General features: G+C 37.0%; 17 protein-coding genes. 11 read left to right on the top strand and 6 right to left on the bottom strand.

All coding sequences use genetic code 11. The features are described 5' to 3' along the window. The 4 genes from tyrS to mnmC are packed head-to-tail and all read left to right on the top strand — an operon-like array spanning window position 1 to window position 5,602. Window positions 1-1,206, top strand: a complete 1,206-nt coding sequence (tyrS, locus tag CVT15_RS06775; RefSeq protein WP_107898168.1) for a tyrosine--tRNA ligase — start codon at window positions 1-3, stop codon at window positions 1,204-1,206. Beyond that, window positions 1,207-2,298, top strand: a complete 1,092-nt coding sequence (locus CVT15_RS06770; protein WP_021091713.1) for a nitronate monooxygenase — start codon at window positions 1,207-1,209, stop codon at window positions 2,296-2,298. Next, a complete protein-coding gene (locus tag CVT15_RS06765) occupies window positions 2,295-3,737 on the top strand; it encodes an N-acetylmuramoyl-L-alanine amidase family protein (RefSeq protein ID WP_107898167.1) in 1,443 nt (480 codons plus the stop codon). The genes CVT15_RS06770 and CVT15_RS06765 overlap by 4 nt, the downstream gene beginning before the upstream one ends. Then, window positions 3,734-5,602: a bifunctional tRNA (5-methylaminomethyl-2-thiouridine)(34)-methyltransferase MnmD/FAD-dependent 5-carboxymethylaminomethyl-2-thiouridine(34) oxidoreductase MnmC gene (mnmC, locus tag CVT15_RS06760; protein ID WP_107898166.1), complete on the top strand. Its 1,869-nt coding sequence runs from the start codon at window positions 3,734-3,736 to the stop codon at window positions 5,600-5,602. Before CVT15_RS06765 ends, mnmC begins: the two co-directional genes overlap by 4 nt. Before the next feature lie 58 nt (window positions 5,603-5,660). On the opposite strand, the gene putP is transcribed toward mnmC, so the two are convergent. After that, on the bottom strand, window positions 5,661-7,148 hold the full coding sequence (gene putP / locus CVT15_RS06755) for a sodium/proline symporter PutP (RefSeq protein ID WP_103582237.1): 1,488 nt from the start codon (window positions 7,146-7,148) through the stop codon (window positions 5,661-5,663). Between the two features lie 150 nt (window positions 7,149-7,298). Here putP and CVT15_RS06750 point away from each other — a divergent pair, with 150 nt between their 5' ends. From CVT15_RS06750 to CVT15_RS06725, 6 genes are all read left to right on the top strand, one after another. Next, window positions 7,299-8,009, top strand: coding sequence for an amino acid ABC transporter permease (locus CVT15_RS06750; RefSeq protein ID WP_196373518.1), 711 nt, complete (start codon window positions 7,299-7,301; stop codon window positions 8,007-8,009). Continuing rightward, window positions 8,002-8,730, top strand: a complete 729-nt coding sequence (locus CVT15_RS06745; RefSeq protein ID WP_103577440.1) for an amino acid ABC transporter ATP-binding protein — start codon at window positions 8,002-8,004, stop codon at window positions 8,728-8,730. The genes CVT15_RS06750 and CVT15_RS06745 overlap by 8 nt, the downstream gene beginning before the upstream one ends. Window positions 8,731-8,741: 11 nt before the next feature. After that, window positions 8,742-9,515, top strand: coding sequence for a basic amino acid ABC transporter substrate-binding protein (locus CVT15_RS06740; protein WP_103577439.1), 774 nt, complete (start codon window positions 8,742-8,744; stop codon window positions 9,513-9,515). Window positions 9,516-9,895: 380 nt separating this feature from the next. Further along, entirely contained in the window at window positions 9,896-11,848 is a 1,953-nt protein-coding gene (locus CVT15_RS06735) for a methyl-accepting chemotaxis protein (RefSeq protein ID WP_103576928.1), read from the top strand. A gap of 194 nt (window positions 11,849-12,042) precedes the next feature. Next, complete coding sequence (locus CVT15_RS06730; protein WP_103576974.1) at window positions 12,043-12,759, top strand: transporter substrate-binding domain-containing protein; 717 nt, start codon at window positions 12,043-12,045, stop codon at window positions 12,757-12,759. 74 nt (window positions 12,760-12,833) lie between these two features. After that, window positions 12,834-15,572 (top strand): M16 family metallopeptidase, encoded by a 2,739-nt coding sequence (locus CVT15_RS06725; RefSeq protein ID WP_103576973.1) that lies wholly within the window; start codon window positions 12,834-12,836, stop codon window positions 15,570-15,572. 167 nt (window positions 15,573-15,739) lie between these two features. Here CVT15_RS06725 and CVT15_RS06720 read toward each other — a convergent pair whose 3' ends face one another. From CVT15_RS06720 to CVT15_RS06710, 3 genes are read right to left on the bottom strand one after another with little or no spacing between them, the layout of a single operon-like run. Beyond that, window positions 15,740-16,627, bottom strand: a complete 888-nt coding sequence (locus tag CVT15_RS06720; protein WP_103576972.1) for a hypothetical protein — start codon at window positions 16,625-16,627, stop codon at window positions 15,740-15,742. Window positions 16,628-16,678: 51 nt separating this feature from the next. Further along, window positions 16,679-16,900, bottom strand: a complete 222-nt coding sequence (locus CVT15_RS06715; protein WP_021091847.1) for a hypothetical protein — start codon at window positions 16,898-16,900, stop codon at window positions 16,679-16,681. Between the two features lie 33 nt (window positions 16,901-16,933). Continuing rightward, window positions 16,934-17,227 carry a putative quinol monooxygenase gene (locus CVT15_RS06710; RefSeq protein ID WP_103576971.1) on the bottom strand — a complete coding sequence of 98 codons (294 nt, stop codon included), beginning with the start codon at window positions 17,225-17,227 and terminating at the stop codon, window positions 16,934-16,936. Window positions 17,228-17,388: 161 nt separating this feature from the next. On the opposite strand from CVT15_RS06710, the gene CVT15_RS06705 reads away from it, so the two are divergent. After that, window positions 17,389-19,842 (top strand): molybdopterin-dependent oxidoreductase, encoded by a 2,454-nt coding sequence (locus tag CVT15_RS06705; protein ID WP_107898164.1) that lies wholly within the window; start codon window positions 17,389-17,391, stop codon window positions 19,840-19,842. 49 nt (window positions 19,843-19,891) lie between these two features. On the opposite strand, the gene CVT15_RS06700 is transcribed toward CVT15_RS06705, so the two are convergent. Continuing rightward, window positions 19,892-21,724: a dynamin family protein gene (locus CVT15_RS06700; RefSeq protein WP_107898163.1), complete on the bottom strand. Its 1,833-nt coding sequence runs from the start codon at window positions 21,722-21,724 to the stop codon at window positions 19,892-19,894. After that, window positions 21,717-23,804 carry a dynamin family protein gene (locus CVT15_RS06695; protein ID WP_103576969.1) on the bottom strand — a complete coding sequence of 696 codons (2,088 nt, stop codon included), beginning with the start codon at window positions 23,802-23,804 and terminating at the stop codon, window positions 21,717-21,719. Before CVT15_RS06695 ends, CVT15_RS06700 begins: the two co-directional genes overlap by 8 nt. Window positions 23,805-23,827 lie beyond the last annotated feature (23 nt).

Here is a 23,827-nt window from a genome sequence, read left to right as displayed (position 1 = left end):
ATGCAAGATATAGCTGAAATTTTACAAGAGATAAAACGCGGTGTTGCCGAGATTATTGACTTTGAAAGAGTTGAGAATTTAATAAAAAACTATTATGAAAAAGGTGAAAATTTCTATGTAAAGGCTGGCTTTGATCCAACTGCTCCAGACCTTCACTTAGGACACACAGTCGTTTTAAGCAAGATGGCACTACTTCAAAAGCATGGTGCGATCGTGCAGTTTTTAATAGGCGACTTCACTGCTCAAATAGGCGATCCAACTGGCAAATCAGCTACTAGAAAAAAGCTAGATCAAGAGACTGTTTTAAAAAATGCCAAAACTTATGAAGAGCAAGTTTTTAAAATTTTAGATCCAAAAAAGACCGTGATCATGTTTAACTCAAAATGGTCAAATAAACTTGGAGCTGCTGGAATGATAGAGCTAACTAGCACATTTTCAGTCGCTAGAATGCTAGAGCGCGATGATTTTGAAAAAAGGATAAAAGCTGGCAGTCCAATTTCAATTTGTGAATTTATGTATCCACTTCTTCAAGGTTATGATAGCGTTGCGATGAAGTGCGATATCGAGATGGGCGGTACGGATCAGAAATTCAACCTTCTAATGGGTAGAACCTTGCAGAGAACTTATAACGTCGGCAAAGAGCAAGCTGTCATCATGATGCCACTTCTTGAGGGGCTTGATGGTGTAAATAAGATGAGCAAAAGTCTTGGAAATTATATCGGCGTAACTGAAAATGCAAATGATATGTTTGCAAAAACGCTTAGTATAAGCGATGAGCTAATGTGGCGTTGGTACGAGCTTTTAAGTACAAAAAGCCTTGGCGAGATAGAAAATTTAATGAACGATGTAAAAAACGGCAAGTATCATCCAAAAAAAGCAAAAGAGGACCTTGCTTACGAGATAACAGCAAGGTATCACGGCGAGGAAGCTGCAAAAGCTGCAAAGGCTGAGTTTAATAGCGTGCACTCTCAAAATCAGCTCCCAACTGATATCAAAGAATTTAGCCTAAAAGCACCAGTTTGGATCGTGGAAGCTTTATCGCAGTGTGAGTTAAGTGAGTCAAATTCTCAAGCAAGACGCGACATAAAGGCAAATGCGGTTAGCGTCAATCAAGAAAAGATCAGTGATGAGCAGTTAAAATTAGAGGCAGGTGAATATATCTTGCAAGTCGGTAAGCGTAAATTTGCAAAAGTAAAGGTTGAATAGATGGAGTTAAAGCCATTAAAAATAGGAAAATATGAGATAAAGTATCCGATATTTCAAGGCGGTATGGGACTTGGTATCAGCTGGGACAAACTAGCTGGCAACGTCAGCCTTGAAGGCGGTCTTGGAATAATCAGCTCAGTTGGCACAGGATATTATGAAAATCGTAAATTTATAAACAAAGAGCTAAATGCAAAGCCATTTGGAAGTGAAAATTTCTACTCAACAAGAGGTCTTAGAGCAATTATTGAGAATGCCCGAAAAATTTGTGGAGATTTACCACTTGGTGTAAATATAATGTATGCTGCAAATGACTACGCAAGAGTGGTAAAAGATGCTTGTGAAGCCGGTATAAATATCATCGTATCAGGTGCTGGACTACCTACGAATTTGCCAGAATTTACACAAAATTTTAAAGAAGTCGCGCTAGTTCCTATTATCTCAAGTGCAAAAGCACTAAAGATCATCTGCAAACGTTGGCTACAAAGATATGATCGCTTACCAGATGCTGTCGTGCTTGAGGGGCCACTAAGCGGCGGACACCAAGGCTTTACTTACGAGCAGTGCCTTGATCCTGAGTTTTCGCTATTTAATCTAATCCCACAAGTAAAGGCCGAGATAAAAGAGTGGGGCGACTTTCCGCTCATCGCAGCCGGTGGAATTTGGGATAAAAATGATATAGAAAAAGCGATATCACTTGGAGCAGATGGCGTTCAAATGGGTACACGCTTCATCGGCACTCATGAGTGTGACGCAGATATTGGCTTTAAAGAAGTGATACTAGCAGCCGAGGAAAAGGACATAGAGCTTATAAAAAGTCCAGTTGGCTATCCGGCTCGTGGGATTAGAACAAATTTGATAAATTTGGTAGAAAAAAGGATGGGGCCAAAGATTCAGTGTATAAGCAACTGCGTGAGCCCTTGTCAAAGGGGCAAAGGAGCTAAAGAGGTTGGATATTGCATCGCTGATAGACTATTTGACTCATTTAGTGGCAAAAAAGAGACTGGGTTATTTTTCACGGGAGCAAATGGGTATAAACTAAAAGAGCTAATAAGCGTAAAAGAGCTAATGCACAAGCTGGTACATGGTGAATGAAACGAGCGATAATCCTCTTTTTTATTGTTTGTAATTTTCTTTTTGCTGCGACAAATTCTGAGATATTTGCAAAATTTGATAAAAATTTTGCTAGCTCAAGCAGAAGTGCAAAGATTAAATTTCACAACGATATAAAAGATATATATGTCGACGCGATTATCAAAAACGATAAAAATATAAAAAAACAAGCACTCACAAGACTTATAACCAGCTCAAAATCGCTTGGTTTTGATTCAAGTGGGTATATAAAAGATCTAAATGCACTAAATGGCATAAAGAGCGCCAGTACGCCTAGTACTGCTACTTTGACTCTGCTTAGTGCAACCAAGGTAAATGACACTTTAGTACTTAAGTTTAATACAAAAATTGATACTGCAAAACTAAAAACATCCTTTTTGAAGCAGCAAAATACATATAAAAACATTATGGATATCGATGGTAGATTAAATGGCAATTCGCTAACTTATAAAAATTTTATATCTGATTATATTCACATCTCGCAGTATGATAAAAACACTGTTAGAGTTATTTTTTCTGATAAGATCCAAAAGACTATAAAAGCAAATGCGACAGGCGATCTACTCATAATAAGTACACAAAATTTTATCTCAAACGAAAATGTAAAAGCACCACTTCATAAAACTAAAAACAAAAACGAAGAAGTGCCACACAAAGAGTCTGAGCCAAATTTAAAGCCGCAGCCAGCACAAAGTGAGCCAGCGGCAGCACCTTTACCACCAGTTACGGCTAGTAAATTTTCACGCAACAAAACGATCGTCATCGATCCGGGTCATGGTGGCACTGATCCAGGTGCAGTAAATGGCAAACTGCAAGAAAAAACAGCCGTTTTAGGCGTAGCCAAAAAGCTTGGTGACATACTAAAAGCGCGTGGCTACAAGGTCTTTTTTACCAGGTCAACCGATGTCTTTATAAATTTAAGAACAAGAACAAAATTTGCAAATGATAAGATGGCTGATCTTTTTGTTTCTATTCACGCAAATGCCGCTCCAAATGCTACAAAGGCAAAAAGTATGCACGGCATTGAGACATTTTTCTTATCGCCTGCAAGAAGCGAACGTAGTAAAAACGCAGCCGCACTTGAAAATAAATCAGATATAGAAGAGATGAACTACTTTTCGCAGCAGACATTTTTAAATGTGCTAAACCGCGAGAAGATCATCGCCTCAAACAAGCTTGGCATCGATATCCAAAAAGAAATTTTAGCAAGTGCCAGAAAAGTCTATGCTGCAAGTGATGGTAGTGTGAGAGAAGCGCCGTTTTGGGTACTCGTAGGTGCCCTTATGCCAGCAGTTCTTGTTGAGATCGGCTATATCACGCATCCAGTCGAGGGCGAAAAGCTCTTTAATGATGCCTACCAAAACGCTCTTGCAAACGGCATCGCAAACGGCATAGATGGATATTTTGCAAAAAATAGATGAAAAATGCAAATTTAAGCTTTAAAGGGCAAATTCCATTTAACGAGGAGTTTGGCGATATCTATTTCAATACCGACAAACCTTGGCTTGAGAGCGAATTTGTCTTTGCAAGTGCACTTGATGAAATTTGGCAGAGTAAAGATAGCTTCGTCATCGCTGAGACAGGATTTGGTGCCGGGCTAAATTTCTTCACACTTTGTAAGAAATTTAAAAATAGTTCTAAAAAACTTCACTTTGTTAGCATCGAAAAAAGCCCTATTAAAAAAGAAGATATTTTAAAAATTTATGAAAATTTAGGCATTTTTAAAGCTTATGCTAGAAAGCTGGTTTCGCTCTATCCACCTCTTATTGAGGGCATACACCGTATAAATTTTGCCCCAAATATCACACTTGATCTTTGCTACGGCGAGGCTAAAGAAATTTTACCTGAGCTTGATTTTAGCGCTGACATCTGGTTTCTAGATGGCTTTGCTCCAAGTAAAAATGACTCGATCTGGAGCGAAGAAATTTTTAGACAGATCGCAAGACTAAGCAGGGTTGGTACGATTGCTAGAACCTATTCATGCGCAAAAATAGTAAAAGACGGGCTAAAGGGCGCTGGCTTTTTGCTAAGCCTAAAAGAGGGTTACGCTAGAAAACGTCAGATGAGTAGTGCCGTGCTAGAGAAAAAGGATGAAAATTTAAAGGATGCTTGGTTTGTGAGATGCGAACCAGTTGCTAGTGTAAATGGTAAAACAGCGCTTATCATAGGAGCTGGCGTGGCTGGACTTGCAACAGCTGGCGAGCTAGCCAAAAATGGCTTTAAAGTGGTGATCGCCGAGGCAAAGGTCGAAGTGGCTACAAATGGCTCAGGTAATCACTGTGGCGCCTTGATGCCACTAGTTACAAAGCCCGGGGTAAATTTAGGCCGCATGCACTTAAACGCATTTTTGCAAGCAGTGAGATTTTACAAGGCAACTTTGCCAAAAAGCCTTATTAAATTTAACGGCTGCATAGACTACGCATTTGATGATGAACTTATTAAAAGATATGGCTCGTGGCAAACTCAAAGCATAGAGGATATTTTTAAATTTGATGAGAACTTAAAGCCATATCCTGGGGTATTTATAAAAGATGGTGCATACGCTAGGCCAAGAGAAATTTGTAAATTTCTCTCAAGCAACTTTGAAATTTTATTTAACCATGAGTACGAGAGCAGAGAGCACCTTCAAAATGGCAAGATCAGCGTTAAATTTAAAAACGACAAAAGCTTGGAGGCTGACATCTTGGTCTTTTGCACTGGCAGTAAGAGCAGTGAAATTTTTAATGGCTACAATATGCAAATAAGTAGTGTCCGTGGCCAAGTAACCCACTTAAAACCAGTGCTAAAAAATGCCATGCCGCTAAGCGCAAAAGGCTACATCTGCCCAGCTGTCAAAGGTTTGCAAGTTATCGGTGCAACTTATGCCAGAAATGAAATTTGCGATACGCCTAAAGTTGAGGATAATGCTAAAAATTTAAGCGATGTAAGCGAGTTTTTTGACACCACAAAAGCCACCATTATCGGCTCACGTGTAGGCTATAGAAGTTATAGTGGAGACAGGTTTCCGATAATTGGCGCCTTGCATGATGAAGAATTTTACAAGCAAAACTACAAAGGGCTATTTTGGAGCAAAAATAAAGATAACAATCCAAAAGCAAACTATGAAAAGAATGTCTTTGTGAATTTTGCCCACGGCTCACGAGGTCTTGGCACAGCGATACTTGGAGCAAATTTGATAGCCGATCTTGTGCTTGCTCGCCCACTTTGTATAGAAAGATCGCTATTTCACGAGCTTCATCCAGCTAGGTTTTTGATAAGAAAACTGAAAAATGGATTAAAATTTTAAGAGAGAATTAGCAGAAATTCCTAGCACAAGATACCAGGAATTTCTTATAAGTTTAGGTCTAAAGCCTTGTTTTCATCTTTTCAAATTCATCTTTTATGACTTGCTCGTGAGGTTCGCTTGTCATTTTATTTATCGCATCTCCCCAGATACTTACGCTAATGATCGCTATACAAGAGGCTATGATGCCAGGCAAAATTTCATAAACATAAACATTTAGTCCTGAAGTGATCCAAAATATTACGGTTGCACCTCCAGCTATCATGCCAGCAAGTGCTCCAAGTGCACTCATGCGCTTCCAGTAAAGGCTAAAAAGTAGCACTGGTCCAAAGCTCGCACCAAATCCAGCCCAAGCGTTGCCAACTACGTTTAGGACATTATCTGTCGAGATAAAGGCAAGTATTGTAGCAACTATGGCCACTACTACGACAGCATAGCGACTGATCGCCGTTTGTGTATTTTGACTAATCTCTTTTTTATAGAATGCAAAGATAAAGTCTTTTGTTACCGAGCTAGATGTAACTAAAAGCTGACTTGAGATAGTACTCATAATCGCTGAAAGCACAGCTGAGATGATAATGCCTATAAAAAATGGTGGGAAAAGTAACTCGCCAAGCTTTAAAAATACAGTCTCAGGATCGCTAAGTCCGCCTCTTTGACTAAAGTAGACAAAGCCGATAAGTCCGCTCATAATTGCGCCTAGTAGGCCGATCGTCATCCAGCCAATGCCTATTCTTCTTGCTTTAGCAAGCTCTTTTGAGTCGCGTATCGCCATAAATCTAACAATGATATGTGGCTGTCCAAAGTAGCCAAATCCCCAAGCCATAAGTCCTAAAATTCCCCAAAAAGTTTGATCTCTAAATGGATTTAGGTGATTTGCATCAAGCTTGCTTATCTCTTTTAGTAAATTTGTATCGCTTGGCAAGTCTAAATTTAGATATGCCACGACTGGGATCGAGACTAGGACACAAAACATCAAAAGCCCCTGAAATGCGTCAGTTATACTAACTGCTTTAAACCCACCAAAAAATGTGTAAAAGACCACAATGACAAGTGTAAAGACCGCTCCGTAGGCAAATTTTAAACCAAAAAAGCTCTCAAATGTCTTTCCGCCAGCGATAATGCCGCTACTTACATAAAGTGTGAAAAAGATCAAAATGATAAGACCAGAGATAATTCTTAAAATTTTAGTCCTATCTTTAAAGCGATTTTCTAAAAAGTCTGGTATCGTGATGCTATCACTCGCAACCTCAGTATAAATTCTAAGCCTCTTTGCTAAAAATAAATAGTTGCAGTAAGCTCCAATAATAAGACCGATTATCATCCACACATTTGCTATGCCAGTTGCGTATAATGCTCCGGGCACGCCAAGTAGCATCCAACCACTCATATCAGAAGCACCAGCACTAAGTGCAGTAACTACTGGACCCATTCGACGGTTATCTAGCAGATACTCGTTCATACTTGCATTTTTATCGTAGAAATATCGTCCGATAAAGAGCAAAAAGCCAAAATAGATGGCGATGGCTAAATAAGACCCAAAGCTCATAAATTTCCTTTCAAATTAAGATAAATGGCTTATGTTAATATAAATTTTTTTAAATTACAACATTCAGCGCCGATCCTTAAACGCTTTTAAGCAAAATGATATAAATTTTTTCGTATTATTTAAAGCCATATTTTAAAGAGAAGGACGAAGTTGAAGGCTCAAAATTTAGCTAAATTTCTATTTTTTATGATAATCGTCTCACTTGGAGCATATTTTTTCTATCCAAGAGATCTTAGTGAGGCTCAAGAGATCGCTTATATCAAAAGTTACGGAGTGACTTTAGGACTCACGATAGGCGGTATTGCCATAGGCATAACGCTTGGATTTACCTTGGCGTTTATTAAATTTTTGAATATCAAAGTCTTAAATTTTATAATCGATGAATATATCGATATCTTACGTGGAACACCTGTAATACTTCAACTTTTAATATTTTCAGTTGTCATTTTTGCAACATGGAGTGATAATTTTTATGTAGCTCTCATCGCACTTGGACTAAATAGCTCAGCATACGTCGCTGAGATCGTAAGAAGTGGCATAAATAGCGTTGATAAAGGGCAGATGGAGGCAGCTAGGGCGATGGGACTAAACTACTATGTTTCGATGCGCGAGATAGTTTTTCCACAAGCTACAAAAAATATCTTACCAGCACTTGCAAATGAGTTTATCTCACTTTTTAAAGAAACATCAGTCGTGGGCTATATAAGCGTCGTTGATATCACAATGCAAAGTAAGAGCCTTCAAGCGGTATTTTACAGCCCAGAGCCAGTCATTTTTACAGGTATCGTTTACTATGTGAGTGTTAAATTTTTCACCTTTTTGGTGAAATTACTTGAGAGGAGATTAAATCGCCATGATTGAGATTAAAAATTTAAACAAAAGTTATGGCGATTTGCGAGTTTTAAATGATATTAGCGTAGATATAAAAAAGGGTGAAGTTATAGCGATAATTGGTCCAAGTGGTGGCGGTAAAAGTACGTTTTTACGTTGTATAAACCGCCTTGAGGAGCCAGATAGTGGACACATAAAGATAAATGGCGAAGATATTTTAGATAAAAAATCAGACATAAATAAAATTCGCCAAAAAGTGAGCATGGTTTTTCAGCACTTTAATCTTTTTGCAAATAAAAACGTCTTGCAAAATTTAACTTTAGCTCCGATAAAAGCAGGAATTTTAGATAAAGCAAGCGCAGAAAAAAGAGCCGATGAGTTGCTAAAAAGTGTTGGGCTAAGTGATAAGAAATTTGCCTATCCGCACAAGCTTTCAGGCGGACAGAAGCAACGTATTGCGATCGCTAGAAGCCTAGCAATGGAGCCAGAAGTGATACTTTTTGATGAGCCGACAAGTGCGCTTGATCCTGAGATGATCGGAGAGGTACTTGATATTATGAAAGATGTTGCTGCAAGGGGCATAACGATGCTTGTGGTTACCCATGAAATGGGCTTTGCAAGGAATGTGGCAAATAGAATTTTCTTTATGGATAAAGGCAAAATCGCAGTTGATGATACACCGAAAAATATCTTTACAAATCCGCAACATGAGCGCTTAAAAGAGTTTTTAGGCAAAATTTTAAATCATTAAAGGAGTAGAAAATGAGTAAAATTTTAAAATTTTTGATGGCAAGCTTGGTTTTATTTTTACTAGGTTGTGGCGATGATGCTAACAAAAAAAATGCAGTAAATAATGCCGAAGAAGCTAGTAAAAATGTAGTTTATAAAGTTGGCTCGAGTGCTGATTATCCACCTTTTGAATATCTTGATGAAAACAATAAAATTGTTGGCTTTGAGATAGATTTATTAAATGAGATCACCAAAAAAACTGGAATAAAATTTGATGTTGCAAATATGAGCTTTGATGGACTGATATCAGCATTAAAAACCGGTAAAGTTGATATTGCCATAAGTGGAATGAGTGCAACTGATGAGAGAAGAAAATCGGTTGATTTCACCAAGCCATATTATTTTTCAGAAAATTTATTTATCCGCAAAAAAGGCTCAGATGTAAATAAAGACAACCTTAAGGATAAGAAAATTTCAGCTCAAGTTGGAACATTGCAAGAAGAAGCAGCCAAAAGCATAACTACCAAGGCGATACCTGCTGAAAATGTAGCAGCTGCTATCATGTCACTAAACGCTGGCAAAATCGACGTTGTGCTAACTGATAGTCCGATAGGGGTTGAGTATTTAAAACAAAATCCAGATTTGGAAGAATTTTTAAGAGTTCCTGATGGCACAGAAGGATTTGCGATGGCGTTTGATAAAGGCAAACACACTGAGCTTATCAAGAAGATAGACGCAGCAATCAATGAGCTACAAAAATCTGGCGAATTTGACAAAATGCTAGATAAATATGGATTAAAGAAATAAATCTAAATACAAAATTTGCAGAGAAGCAGGAATTCTCTGCAAAAACTCACTTTTTTCTAATTTTTAAAATTTAACATCTTTTAAAAGTAAAATTAATAAAATGACTTAATTATTTTCAAGGAGAAAAAATGAAGCTTCTCAGGATGAGAACGGCATTTATTTTAAATGTGCTATTTTCTATTTACTTGCATAACAACTTTGTTAAAAAATTCCTACTATTTAATAAAGCTAAATATAAATTAAAATTTTACATAAATGCGTTAATTGATATTTTTTATAAAAATAACCAAAAGTATTTTTTGGTTGATAAATTTTAAGTATTAAAGTCGTATGACTTTATTTTTTGAAGCAGATATTAAGAAAAACTAAAAGGAGAGAAAATGAATAATCTAGGTATTAAATCTAAGATTATGGCGATAGTTATCGTCAGTCTTATTGGCCTTGGTATCATGAGTGCATACATGCTAAATGGTATCTTAGAAACTCGCTCAAAAGCAGAATTTAGCGAGAAAATCGTGGATACAATAATCAATCAAAATAATTTTATCCATGAGATGCAAAAAGAACGCGGATTTAGCTCAGGTGTGCTAGCAGGAGGGGATAATAAAAATTTATTAGAGCAGCGTAAAAAAGTAGATGCTGCGCTTGATAAGCTTGAAGAGAAAAATGAAATAGTTTCAGAGATAAATAGTATCCGCTCAAATGTAGATCAAAAAAGTGGCAATGATCTAATTAGCCGTATAACAAAAATTTTAAGAAAAGAGGTTATTGCTATAAATGGATATAGCGATAAGCTCGAGCCTAGCTTGGTAGATGATCTAAAGCGTATCATTATTGTTGGTGAGATAAAAGAGTCTCTTGGTATTTTGCGTGCTACTTTAAATGGGGTTTTTACTAAAAAGAGCATAAGCAAAGAGGACTACAATAAAGTAGTTGCACTAAATAGCGTTATAAATAAATTTATGCAGGATTTTTACGATTACAATCCAAAAGAATTTAGTGACGAATTTGATGCTATCGCTAGAAAAAAGGCTGATTTTATAGATGCGATGAATATTATTAAAAATGTAGTTGCCACTGAAGATGTATCTTATGATGCAGCGAACTGGTTTTCAAAGATAAGCATTTCAATAGATGCATTGAGAGAGCTTGAGCTTAAACTACTTGATAATATGCAAAAAGATGCAAGAAGTATTAAGGGTGATGCAAATACCGAACTTATTATAAGTTCTATTGTAATTGCGATTTGTATTTTGCTTATGTTGCTAGTATCTACATTGATAGGTAAAAATTTGATCTCTGGTATAGATCAGACTAAAAATGGCTTAGTTAGATTTTTTGACTTCTTAAATTATAAATCTAATAAGGCTGAATTTTTAGATCGTAGTGGTAGCGACGAGATCGGACAGATGAGTGCACTGATAAATGAGAATATCAAACAAATCGAGGCAAATTTATCTGAGCAAAATAATTTCATTAAAGAAGCAAATACTTTTGTAAATCAAATTGGCAAAGGTAACTACGTAGCTCAGCTTAACGCAGATACTTCAAATCCTGCACTTAGCCAGCTAAAACAAACTTTCAAAGACTTACAAATCGCACTAAAACATGCTATTGCGGAAAATGGCGATGATGTGTTAAATCTATTAGAAAGCTTTAAAAAACAAGACTTTACTAAAAGGCTTGAAGATGATGGTAAAATGGCGGTTGGTATAAACGCTCTTGGTGAAGAGATAGCCAAGATGTTAAGGGCAAATTTAGATCAAGCCCACGTACTAGAAGAAAAGGCTGAGGCTTTAAGTCAGTCAATGAAAGAACTAACTCAAGGCGCAAATGTACAAGCAAGCTCACTTCAAGAATCTGCTGCTGCAGTAGAGCAAATGTCAAGCTCAATGAATGCAATATCTCAAAAAACATCTGATGTTATTAGACAAAGTGATGAGATCAAAAACATCATAACTATTATTAGAGATATAGCTGATCAAACAAATTTACTAGCTCTTAATGCCGCGATCGAGGCAGCACGTGCAGGAGAGCATGGTAGAGGCTTTGCGGTCGTTGCAGATGAGGTTAGAAAACTAGCAGAGAGAACTCAAAAATCTCTAACAGAGATCGAAGCAAATACAAACGTACTAGCTCAATCAATTAATGAAATGAGTGAATCTATAAAAGAGCAAAGTGAAGGAATCAATATGATAAATCAATCAGTTGCTCAAATAGATACACTTACAAAAGAAAATGTAGTAATTGTCAATAAAGCAAATGAAGTAACATCTGATGTTGACGACATGGCTAAGGCTATAGTAAACGAAGTTAGAAAAAGTAAATTTTAATCTTTGACTTACTCTTAGAGCTCCTACTATTCTATCCCTTAAAATAATTAAGGGATAGAACTTATCTATAAAAATTTATATGCTACTTTGCTATACGATTATTTATAGCATTTTTCTTTTATTACGGATTTAAACAATTTTTAATAGAGAAATACTGATAATTAAGCCACTAAATCACCTTAAAGGACACTATTATGAAAAAGATCTTTGCTCTTTTACTCACAGCTTTTGTTGCTCTTTGTGCAAATGAGCTAAAATTTGGCACAGCGGCGAACTACCCGCCATTTGAATATATCGATGAGAACAACAAAATAACAGGCTTTGATATCGAGCTGATCGATGAAATTTCAAAGCGTGCAGGCTTTTCATATAAGATCATAAATATGAGTTTTGACGGCCTTATTCCAGCACTTAAAGCCGGCAAAATAAATGGCATTATAAGCGCGATGAGTGCGACTTCAGATAGATTAAAATCGATTGATTTCACAAAGCCGTACTATCTAACTGAAAATCTCTACCTAAAGAAAAAAGGCAATGACGCACTAAAAGCTAAAGAAGAGCTAGCTGGCAAAAGAGTTGGCGTGCAACAAGGCACCGTCCAAGAGCTAGCAGCAAATGCTATAAATGGCGTAAAAGTAGTGCCTTCAGAAGATACTGTGCCACTCATCATGGGATTAAAAGTTGGTAAATTTGATGCAGTCATCCTTGATAGCTCTATCGGATATGGCTTTATCAAGAAAAATCCAGAACTTGAAGCATTTTTCAAAGAAGTTGATGGTAGTGAGGGCTTTTCAATAGCTTTTGATAAAGGAAGAGAGAGTGCGTTAATAGAAAAAATAAATCAAATTTTAGATGATATGAAAAAAGACGGAAGCTACGAAGCTTTACTTAAAAAATACGATCTAAAATAACCTTCTAGCCTGCAAATTTGCAGGCTTATGCTAAATTCTGCTTTGTCTATCGATTAAAATTTAAAAGGAAAATAATGAGAAAAATTTTGTTGCTTTTTTGCCTAGTAATGGGTCTTTTTGCGCTTCAAAATGATAAAGATATGTTAAATGGAGAGCTAAAAAACGGGCTAAAATACTATATCAAAGAGAATAAATTTCCACAAAAAACAGCTATTTTTTATCTTGTTATAAATTCTGGTTCAACTGATGAAAAAGATGGCGAGCAAGGTCTTGCTCACTTTTTGGAGCACATGGCATTTAATGGCAGCCGTGACTTTAGTAAAAATGAGCTCATTAAACAGCTTGAGAGCCTTGGTGTGAAATTTGGAGCCGATCTAAACGCGCAGACGAGCTACGATCAGACGAGCTATGTCTTAACGATTAATGTAAATGAGAAAAATTTACAAGATACGTTTAAGGTCTTTTCGAATTGGATAGATGGCGTTAAAATCGATCCTAAGGAGCTTGATAAAGAACGTGGCGTCATAATGGAAGAGGAGCGTCAGAGAAATACGCCAGGATATAGGCTTTATTTGGCTCAAACAAAGGATATTTTTGAGGACAGTATCTATCTAAAAAGAGTGCCAATAGGCGATATGAACGTCATCAAAAGCGTAGATGCTAAGCACATGCAAGAATTTTATGAGAGGCTTTATCAGCCAAGGTTTATGAGCTTTGTTGCTGTTGGCGACTTTGATAAAAATGATATAAAAAGCTTAATCGAAAAAAGCTTTAGCCAAGCAAAAAATACAAATTCTTACATTCATCCAGAAAAAAATATCAGCTTTAAAAGTGGTTTAAATATTTTTAACTACGACTCAAATGAAACTGGAATGGAGCTAGTTAGACTTAGCTATTTTGATAAATTTAGTCCAGTTTTAAATGAGGCTGACGCAAAGAGAAATCTAGAAGATGCACTTATCGCAAGCCTAATAAATATGCTTTATGAGCAAAAAGATGCAAATAATTCATCAAATTTAAGCACTGACTTTATAGCTCAAACACTTCAAGCAAAGCAGAAAATTTATAGTTTTGAAACAAATGTACTTGGAGGTGATTTTAACGCAAGCCTTAAAGATATGCTTGGCGTTATAAAAGGCATTAAAGAGTTTGGCTTTAATAAAGAAGATTTCGAAGATGTAAAAAAGGCGTTTGCAGCAAATGTAGATGCAAAATTTAAACGCTCAAAGACTAAAAAATCAAGTGCTTACGCAGGACAAATTTTAAATATGATAGAAAATGGTGGCTTTGTGTTAAGCGATGAAGACGACAAAGAGCTTAGTTTAAAGCTATTAAACGAGATTACATTAGATGACGTTAATGCTAGATTTAGACAAATTTTGGCCATTTCTGATGAGCGTGTAAGAATTTTTAGCAAAGATGGTTATAAGCTTAGCAAAGATGAGTTTTTAAAGCTTTTTGCCAAGGCACCTGCTTATAACACAAGCCTATCTGCTAATAACAACGATAAGAGCCTAGGTAATGAAAATTTAGAGCCAAAAGAGATAAGCTCAAGAAGCTTTGATGAAAAAAATGGAATTTATACCTACAAAATGTCAAATGGCTCTCAAGTTATCTTTAAGCCACTAGCTACTAAAAAAGATAGCGTTTTGTTTGCAGCCGTCAGCAAAGGAGGCACATCAAATTTGACTGATCCAAAGCTTGGCAGCTTCGCAGTGGCACTCACAAATGAAAGCGGCGTTGGTAAATTTAACAACTATGAGCTCTCAAAGGCACTAAATGGAAAGATCGTAAGCTATGAAAAGGGCATAGAAGCGCTCACGCAGGGCATTTATGGCTCATCAAGTACAAACGACCTTGACTCGCTGCTAGCTGTCATAAATTTAGAATTTAACGCTCCAAGAGCCGACTCGCACGTGCTTGAGAGGATAAAACAAAGAGCAAAAGATGAGCTAAGTAAAGAGCAAAATTTGCCTGAATATAAATTTGGTACCGAATTTAGCAAGTTCTTTTATGAAAATAATAAGCGTGTAGCGCCACTTGAGATGACTGACATCGACTCTTTAAATCTAGAAGAGCTTACAAAGATCGTGCATGATAAATTTACAAACGCAGCCTCATATACTTTTGTAATCATCGGCGATACCGATGAAGAGAGGCTTTTGCCACTTATTAAAAAGTATATTGCCACTTTGCCAAAGCTTGGTGAAGCTGAAAATTTTAAAGACGATGGCGTGCGAAGTATCAAGGGTCAGCACACTTTTAAAAGGGAGTATCAAAGCACAAAAAGAAGCGATGTTGGCATAAATATCATAAATTCTGACGCTAAATATAGCTTTGAAGGAAAGATTAGGCTAAGGGCATTAAGTGAAATTTTAAAAACAGCGCTTCGAGAAAAGATCAGAGAAGATAAGGGTCAAACATACGGTTTTAGCCTAAATGCCAAGCTCTCGCGCTATCCTTTTGAGCATTCAGATATGCTAATTAACTTTACTTGCGATCCTGCAAACACGGACAAGATCATCGCTGAGATAAAGCAGATAATAGCTAGTATCAAGCGTAGTGGCGCGCTCTTGCCAAAGCATTTGGAGGATTTTAAGGCACAGAGTGAAATTTCTATAAAAAAAGATTACGAAAAGCCTGAGTTCTGGCAAAAGCTTATCATCTCAAATAAAATTTTTAACACGCCACTTTATACGGCTGATGAGTACATAGGTGCGGTAAAAGCCATCACAAATGAAAACATCAAAGAGGCAGCTAAGCTATATCTTGATGATAAAAATATGGTGATAAGCATAAATAATCCGAAGTAGAAATTTAGTGAGCCAAGCTGGCTGACTCTTAAAATTTAAACGCGAGTAAAATTTATTAAGATAAGCTAGCTTTTTAAATTAGTTGGCTAAATTGGCTTTTTAAATTCAAATCTAAGTAGAAATTTAAAGAGCTAAGCAGCCCCTAAAATTTCAGCCTAAAGCCAAAGCTAAGCGAGGATATCCTTTGGCTTTAGCTTGTTTAGCTTTTGCACCAGGTCATCAAAGCTTGCTCCATTTTCGACCTCGCGCCTGATAAATTCCTCAAAAAACTCACGTTTTATATCTTTATCTGTGTAAGTTACGCTCTTTTTTGTAACTTGCATAGGCTTAAATTTCTCTTCTTCCATCTCTTCATCGCCATTTTCTCTAACTGGCGTAAGAGCGATATTTTGAAGCACATCAGCGATGCTCTCGCCCTTTTCATAGCTTGTTTTTAGAAATTTCAAAAACTCATCTTTACTATTTTTATCAGCGTAGCTCACACGATGCAACATAGGCTGACCTAAGAATTCTATACGTTTTTTATCCGAGCTTTGCTCGTAATGTAAAGCCCCGTCTTTAAAAGAAATTTTTACATTTGCATGCTCACCAAGTATCCTTTCGGCGGTAAATTCCAGCCATTTATCTTTAAAATCATTGATACTTAGATCAGAGTCTAGTAAATTTGTAGCCTCACGGCTTAGATAAAGAGCACCAAAAGCATTATTGGTTATTTTGTTATTTACATTCATTTTGTGATTTTTGATGAATTCATCTACGCTAAAGCCGTTTTTCTCGCTAGTGATTATGGAGTTTAGTCGCCAAAGCTTCGTGCTATTAATGAAATTTTTAAGGCTAGAGATTTCATCTTTGCTCGCCTCACTATCAAGGCCATTTATCTTGCCCCAGATAGAAATTTTATCATTTGATGAGTAGCCAGAGAGCGGTAGATGCTTGATGTCCGCAGTTTTGGTGGGAATTTCTACTTTGTCTAATTTTGCGTTTGTGGCTTGGCGCTTACTAAAAGCGTCTTGGTAGTTAAAGCTTTGATTAAATCCATTTAGTGCGTTTATCATGTTAAAATCCTTTAACACAATATCGGCAAGCAGATTTAAATTTTAAGTGGATTATTTTTTATTGCGGTATTTTTCAAAAATGGCGATCATTTGGTATGAGTTTTGGGCGATTTTAAATTTATTTGGATTTTTGCCAAGTAGTTCTTCTCTTAAAGAGTCGATAAATTCCCTATCTTTTTTGCAAGCCTCAAAGCTTACTCGTCCCCTAAGTACGGCCATAAATATAATATCAGCAGTCGCATTTATCATCTCAAGCATTTTTTCTTCGCTCATTTTTTGTGGATTTTGCCCTTTTTAAAGCAAATATTATTCCTTTACGCTTACAAAATTTACTATTTTTACCTCTTGGCTCTCTTTGCAAGCCTCCAGCGTAGCTGCGTTTTTCACCATATGAACGCTTTTCATATGCTCTTTTTGGCTTGCAAGATCTTCCCAAATTTCCATAAAGCAGTACTCGCTTTTACTGCCCACAACCATGCCGCACTCGTAGCTTATGCAGCCTTTGTCTTTTCTTGAAGCTGGCACGATCTCTTTTAAAATTTCTTCAAATTTCGCTTCACATCCAGCTTTTAACTTTACATTTACATAAAATCCAATCATCTGCCCATCCTTTAAAAATTTTTGGCTAAAATAGCGCAATTTAGACGCAAGTTTGCGTATTACATTACAAGGCCTTTAAACGATGAAATGATACAAAACCCTAAATTTATAATTTCTAAAACCAACCAAAAACAATAAATTTAACCAAAATCGGAGAGAAAATGAAAAGACGAGACTTTCTAAGATTAAGCGCATTAGGCGCGGCTAGCCTTCAAGCAAACGAGCTTGGAAGCGCAGAGCAAGCGTTATTTGACAAACAAAGCGGACTAAGCGCAAATAAATTTGGCCCATTTTATGTAAAAACTATAGCAGGGCGCGTGGTTGAGACCGTGCCATTTGAGGGCGATGCTTATCCAAACGAACTAAATAACGCAGTCATTGACTACATCCAAAATGAGAGCAGAGTAAAATATCCATTTGTTAGAAAGAGCTTTTTAGCCAATCCAAACAACCCAAAACCAGAGCTTCGTGGTAAAGAAGAATTTGTGCGTGTGAGCTGGGATGAAGCGATAAAGCTAAGTGCAAAGGTTTTAAAAGAAAATTTTGATAAATACGGTGCTGAAGCGATCTACGGACAGGTTTATCAGTGGGGTAGCCTTGGCAAAGTTGGCCACAGCCAAAAGACCGCAAAAAGGCTACTTAACGTGCTTGGTGGCTACGTAAATGAGCTAGGTGGCTACTCATACGGCGCAGCGACTGTCATCATGCCTCACGTCACTGGCTTCGTCGATCCTGCGCTAGCGCCAACAAAGTGGGAGGCGATCTTAAAAAATGCCAAAACGATCGTATTTTGGGGTACAAACCCAGTCGTTTCAAATAAAATCGCCATTGGCGTGCCGCTTCATAACTCATATAAATACTATGACGAGATCAGAAAAAAAGGTGAGAGCGGTGAGATGAAAATTTATAGTGTTGACGTTTATCACAACGATAGCGCAAAATACTTCAACTCAAAATACCTTGAAGTCGTTCCTTGCACCGATACAGCGATGATGATAGGTATGTGTAACTACCTTTATGAAAAAGGGCTTTACAGCAAAGAATTTATAGAAAAGTACACCGTTGGCTTTGATAAATTTAAAGAGTACATGCTTGGCACAAAAGACGGAGTCAATAAAAACCTAGCTTGGGCAAGCAAAATTTGTGGCGTTAGCGAGCAAGATCTTGCTAAATTTAGTGAAGATCTAGCTAAAAATGACTCAGTGATAATTAGTGGCTACGCCATTCAAAGACAAGATCACGGTGAGATGGCGTACTGGGTGCTTGTGACACTAAATGCGATGCTTGGACACATCGGTAAAGAGGGTTGTGGCTTTGTCACAAATGACGGTATGCACAAAAACGCTGATGAGAGCTATATAGCGCCTAAACTAGCGGCTTTTGAGACGAAGGTGCCACAAAAATTTATTGATAGCGGGCTGGTGCCAAAGACAAAGGGCTACGAAATGCCAAACTCAAGGCTCATAGACGCGCTTCTAAGCCCAGGCAAGGAGATAACAAGAAACGGTAAGAGCTATAAACTGCCAAAGATTAGAGTGATGTTTAATGCAAATGGCTCGACTTTCACAAGGCATCCTGACGCAAATAGAGCGATAAAAGCTATGCGAAATGTCAATGCTATCATCACTTGCGAGCCATTTTGGACAAGTACAGCTAAATTTAGCGACATCGTCCTGCCAGCTGCACTTGAATATGAGAGAACGGACATCGAGATGGCAAACTCTACAAGCGAATATCTATTTGCGATGAAGCCACTTGTTAAGCCATTTGGTGAGAGTAAGAGTGACTTCGAGATCGCAAGGCTGATCGCCAAAGAGTGGGGTAGGGAAGAGGCATTTAGCGAGGGTAAAAGCGAGCTAGAGTGGGTCAAGACAATATATGAAGATACCGTTAAAAAGTCTGCCGAGCTTGGGTATGAGAGCATGCCAAGCTTTGAGGAATTTTGGGAGAAGGGATATTTTAGATTTGACAAGGTCGATGAGAAAAAACGTTACTTTACAAACTACAAGAAATTCCGCGACGATCCAGTGGCAAATCCGCTAAAAACGCCATCTGGCAAGATAGAAATTTACTCTGAGACGGTCGCTGGCTTTGGCTATGATGACTGCCCACCGCATGCAGCTTGGCTTGAGCCATTTGAGTGGCTGGGCGCAAAAAATAAAAAATATCCTATCGCAATCAGCGGCGCGCACTCTAAATTTAGACTTCACTCGCAGCTAAATAACTCTGTACTTCGCAACTTTAATGAGATCGCAGAGCGCGAGCCAGTGCTTATAAATCCAAAAACAGCCGAGGCTAGAGGAATAAAGATGGGCGACGTGGTGCGTGTGTTTAATGATAGGGGCGAAATTTTGTGCGGTGCCTTTGTGACTGAGGATGTGCCACAAAATGTCGTAATAGTAAGCGAAGGTGCGTGGTATGACCCTGAAAAACCGGGTGAAAAGAGCCTTTGCTTGCACGGAAATTTAAATGTGCTCACAAAAGACGTGCCATCAAGCAAGATGAGCCAGAGTAACACCGCTCACACAAGCCTTGTGAATGTCGAGAAATTTAAAGGCGTGCCAAAGCGCGTGACAGCATTTAATGCACCAAAGATCGGCATAATGCACGCATAAAATAGAAGCTATCCTTAAATGGATAGCTTCTAAGCTTTAAAAATTTTATTTATCTTAATAGCAATGAATTTTCACAAAGCTCTTCAATCTTTGAAATTTGCTCTTTAACTCTTGCTTTTAAGCCATCAAGCATTGCTATTTTTAAAGTATAAATTTCATTAAAATCGCTTTTTATATCAAGCAAAATTTTATTTAAAAACGAGCTATTTGAACACATTAAAGCTTCAAACTCATAAAGGCTAAACGCATCAAGCATGCGCTCATAGACATCTTTTACGCTTGGAATATAAAGTGGTGTATTCATCTGCAGATGCGATTCTAGCGTCTTTTCTATCTTTTGTTTTATAAAATAAACCGCGAGTTTGAGCGCGTTTTCATAGTTTGAGGCTAGCTTTATATCAAGCTTTTCGAAAAATAAAGAGACCTTTTGTATAGCCTTAAATTTGGCCGTTTCATACTCTCTTAAAAAATTTTCATATGTCCGTCCGGCATAGGTATTTATGGATTTTGTTTCGTAAGCCAAGACTTGATCATCAAAGCTAGCGTAATTTTCATAGCGAGATTTGTATATTAAAAATTTATCCTCTAAATTTTTATAAAGCTCATTAAACGCTGAGGTTATTGCATTTTCTAGCTCTTTTAAATCTTTTTTGTAGCGTTTAAAAAATTTATTAAAAACTACATCTTCGTAGATAAGTTTTGAAAAGACTTCGTCGCTATCAAGACTTATTACCTCAAAATTTTCACGCTTATAAATTTCTTTGTTTAAAAGCGTCTTTGAAGCGTTAAATTTTGTCTTTGAAAAAGGCTTAAGTAGCTTAAATACCTCATCGGCAGCAAGTTTTATGACTTCACTCATTTGACTATAACTTAAAGCGATCTTTGGCTTAAACTCCTCTTTTATCGCCACCAGCTTCTCATCTAGCGAGCCACTAAATTCATCTAAAATCAACCGCGCATTATCATAAATTTCTAGATGTTTTTCTTGCTCGTTGGTTAGGAGTTTTACGATCTTTTTTGCTCTTGCTTTTATGAAATTTTCTTTAAAGCTCTTGTCTAAAAAGCACTCTTTAATAGCCTTTAGAGCTTCGTTAAAATTTGAAGCTTCAAGTAGGTTTTTGTCATTATTTGTAATGCCAAGAAGAGCTTGCTTTGACGAGATAGCGATGATATCCTCAAAAAGCTCACCATAAGTTTGCCTAGCGTGCTTTAGCAAACTTTCAAGCTCCTCCTCGCTTAGCTTGTCTTTTTGGTTGATTAGGCAGATCGCTTTTAGATCATTTGCTTTTAAAATTTCTTTGATACTTTCAAGCTCGCTTGCCTTTGCGGCGTTGTTTGCAAGGCTTAGCCATATTGCGCCGCTAACCTTTTTTAGCGTATTTTTTGTCTCTTTTGTGTCAGCATCTCTTAGCGAGTTTAGGCCAGGAGTGTCGATGAAATTTATCTCTTTTAAAATTTCACTTGGCGCATAAAGCGTCATGCTAGAAACTTGCTCGCCTAGCTTATTTAGCTCAGTTAGATCGCTACTTGCTAGCAGGCTTTCGCTACCATTTATAAATTTCACGCTTAGAAGTGGCATCTTTGCAAATTTTAGCCTCACAGCCTTTGCGGTGACTGGAGTTAGTCCTGATGGCAAGATATCTTGACTAAGAAGTGCGTTTAAAAACGTTGATTTCCCACTTGAAAATTGACCGATAACAGCTATTAGTGGTGGCTCATTTAGAGTGTCTATTAGTAAATTTAAGCTCTCTTTTATTTGCTCGCTTATATGCAAGCTAGGATCGTTTAGATCATTTACGAGCCTAGCTAGCTCGCCCTTAAAATCATTTGTAAAGACCTTAAAATATCTCGCTTTGTAGGCATTTATAAACTCATTAAACATTTTTAATATCCTCTAAAAGTGAGTAAATTTCATCTTGCAAGGAAGTCTTTTGTTTAAGCTTTGAAATTGAGCTTTGATTTTGTAAATTTAGCTCATTAAGTTTTTCATTGAGCACCAAAAGTCTTTGGTTTAAAGCCTCTTTTTGGCTCATCTCATAAGCTTTTACTCGCTCTTTTAGCAGCTTTTTTTCATATTCTGCTAGCATCTCACAAAACTGCGATATGCTTTTATTGTTAAGTAAATTCTGTCTTAAACTTAAAAGCGCTTCATCTGGCTCATTTTTATTTAAAATTTTAGCCTCAAGCTCATCTAAAAGCTCACCAAAATCAAGCTCTACGCCCATTTGCTTTAAAAAGTCATTTATACTAAAAATTTTATTTTCACTCACCTTAAAGCCATCAAAGCTTAAAGCGATATTTTGCTCGCATGACTTTATCTGCACCAAAGTTTCATTTCTGGCCTCTCTCATAAGTGCTGCAACTCCGTCACAAAGTGTAGTTTTTGCTATTTGTGTAAGACGTTTTAGGTTTAAATTTTCTCTTTTACTTTTACAGTAAGCGATCTCACTCTTAAGCTTTTCATTTAGATTTTGTAGTAGTGCTTCAAGGCCCATTTTATAGATATCTTTTGCATTTTTATCACCTAGTTTTTTTAGCTCGCTTTCTAAAAGCCTTTCAAGTTTTGTGAAATTTTCATTAAGAGAATTTTTGATATTTGCTTGCTCGTTTTGCAAAGCTTCTAGCTCTAAAGTAAAGGCCTTAAGCTCTAAAATTTCAGCCTTTGTGGCTTCGAGTTTTGTTTTTAAAATATTTTGCAATTCTTTTTGATATGAGCTTAAAATGAGAGCTGATTTTTTAGAGTCTTTACCAAAAAGCACATCGTAAAGATACTCTTTAAACTCCGGCACGCCACTATTTAAAGCACCATCAAGATAAGCCTTTGCACTAAGGGCAAAATAATCTATCTTGATGTCATTTATCTGCTCGCCGATCGCCTTTTTTACGTAGTTAAGCGTTTCATTAATATCCTTTGCGTCTAACTCGTCAGCATGAGTTAGCACGATAGCAACTCTTACGATGTGCGAGTTTTCAAGGCATTTTTTCAAAAATAGTGCGTCTTTTTGCGTTGCACTTTGTGAGGCATTCATGAGATGAGCCAAGAGGTCGCACTCTTTCATAAAATTTGTAGTTATTTGCTCTCTTAAAATGATCGCATCATCTATGCCAGGAGTGTCTATAATGCAGACATTATCTCTTAAAAGCTCCAAGTCATCATAAAGCTCAACGCTTTTTACGAGATTTGCCGTTTTTGAGCTTGAAGATGTATAGTTTTTTATCTCATCTAGGCTGATCTCTACGCTACTAGCTGGTAAATTTTCGCTTGAAAGTCCAAGCTTTTCTAGCTCGTCTTGGCTATAAAAATTTACCTTTGCATGGCTATTTGATGCGTGCTTTAAGATGGTTAAATTTATGGTCTCAGGCACATTTGAAGTGCCAAGGACGGATTTGTTTAAAAGTGCATTTAAAAGCGTTGATTTGCCAGAGTTTATGACGCCACTTACTGCGATGTTAAAAAGCGTTTCGTTTGATCTTTTTTTGGCGTTTTTTAAAGCTAGTAAAAATTCTTTATCTTCATAAAGCATGCTTGCTTTTTCATTTATCTCATTTAGAAAATCTAAGCTCTTGTGAAAGTGATCTTTTGGCTTTACATTAGAAATTTCAGCTTTATTTTGATTTGAGTTTTTGCTTATAAATTTTATTAAAAAATCAAATTTTTTATGGCCAATTATCTTTTCATCACATAGCTTTTGTAAGTGGGTTACGAGTTCATCGCTTGAAATTTTTGCCTCATTTAGCGCTTTTAGCGTGGCCAGCTGAGCACTTTGTATGCTAAATATATCAAGTCCTACGCCTAACTTTTTTAAGATAGTTCTAAACTCGGCAAGGGCCATAAACTCATCTAAATTTTTCTCATCACAAGATAAAAGAAGCGCCAGTAGATCTGGGTAAAAAGGCACACTCGCATCAGTATTGGCGTAAATTTTATTTAAATGCCAAGCGTGATTTAAAAACTCGTCCATTAAAGATTCTTTTTTTGAAATTT

The organism is Campylobacter concisus (genome assembly GCF_003048595.2).
GTDB classification, from domain to species: Bacteria; Campylobacterota; Campylobacteria; order Campylobacterales; family Campylobacteraceae; genus Campylobacter_A; species Campylobacter_A concisus_L.
This window is presented reverse-complemented; position numbering and strand designations above follow the sequence as displayed.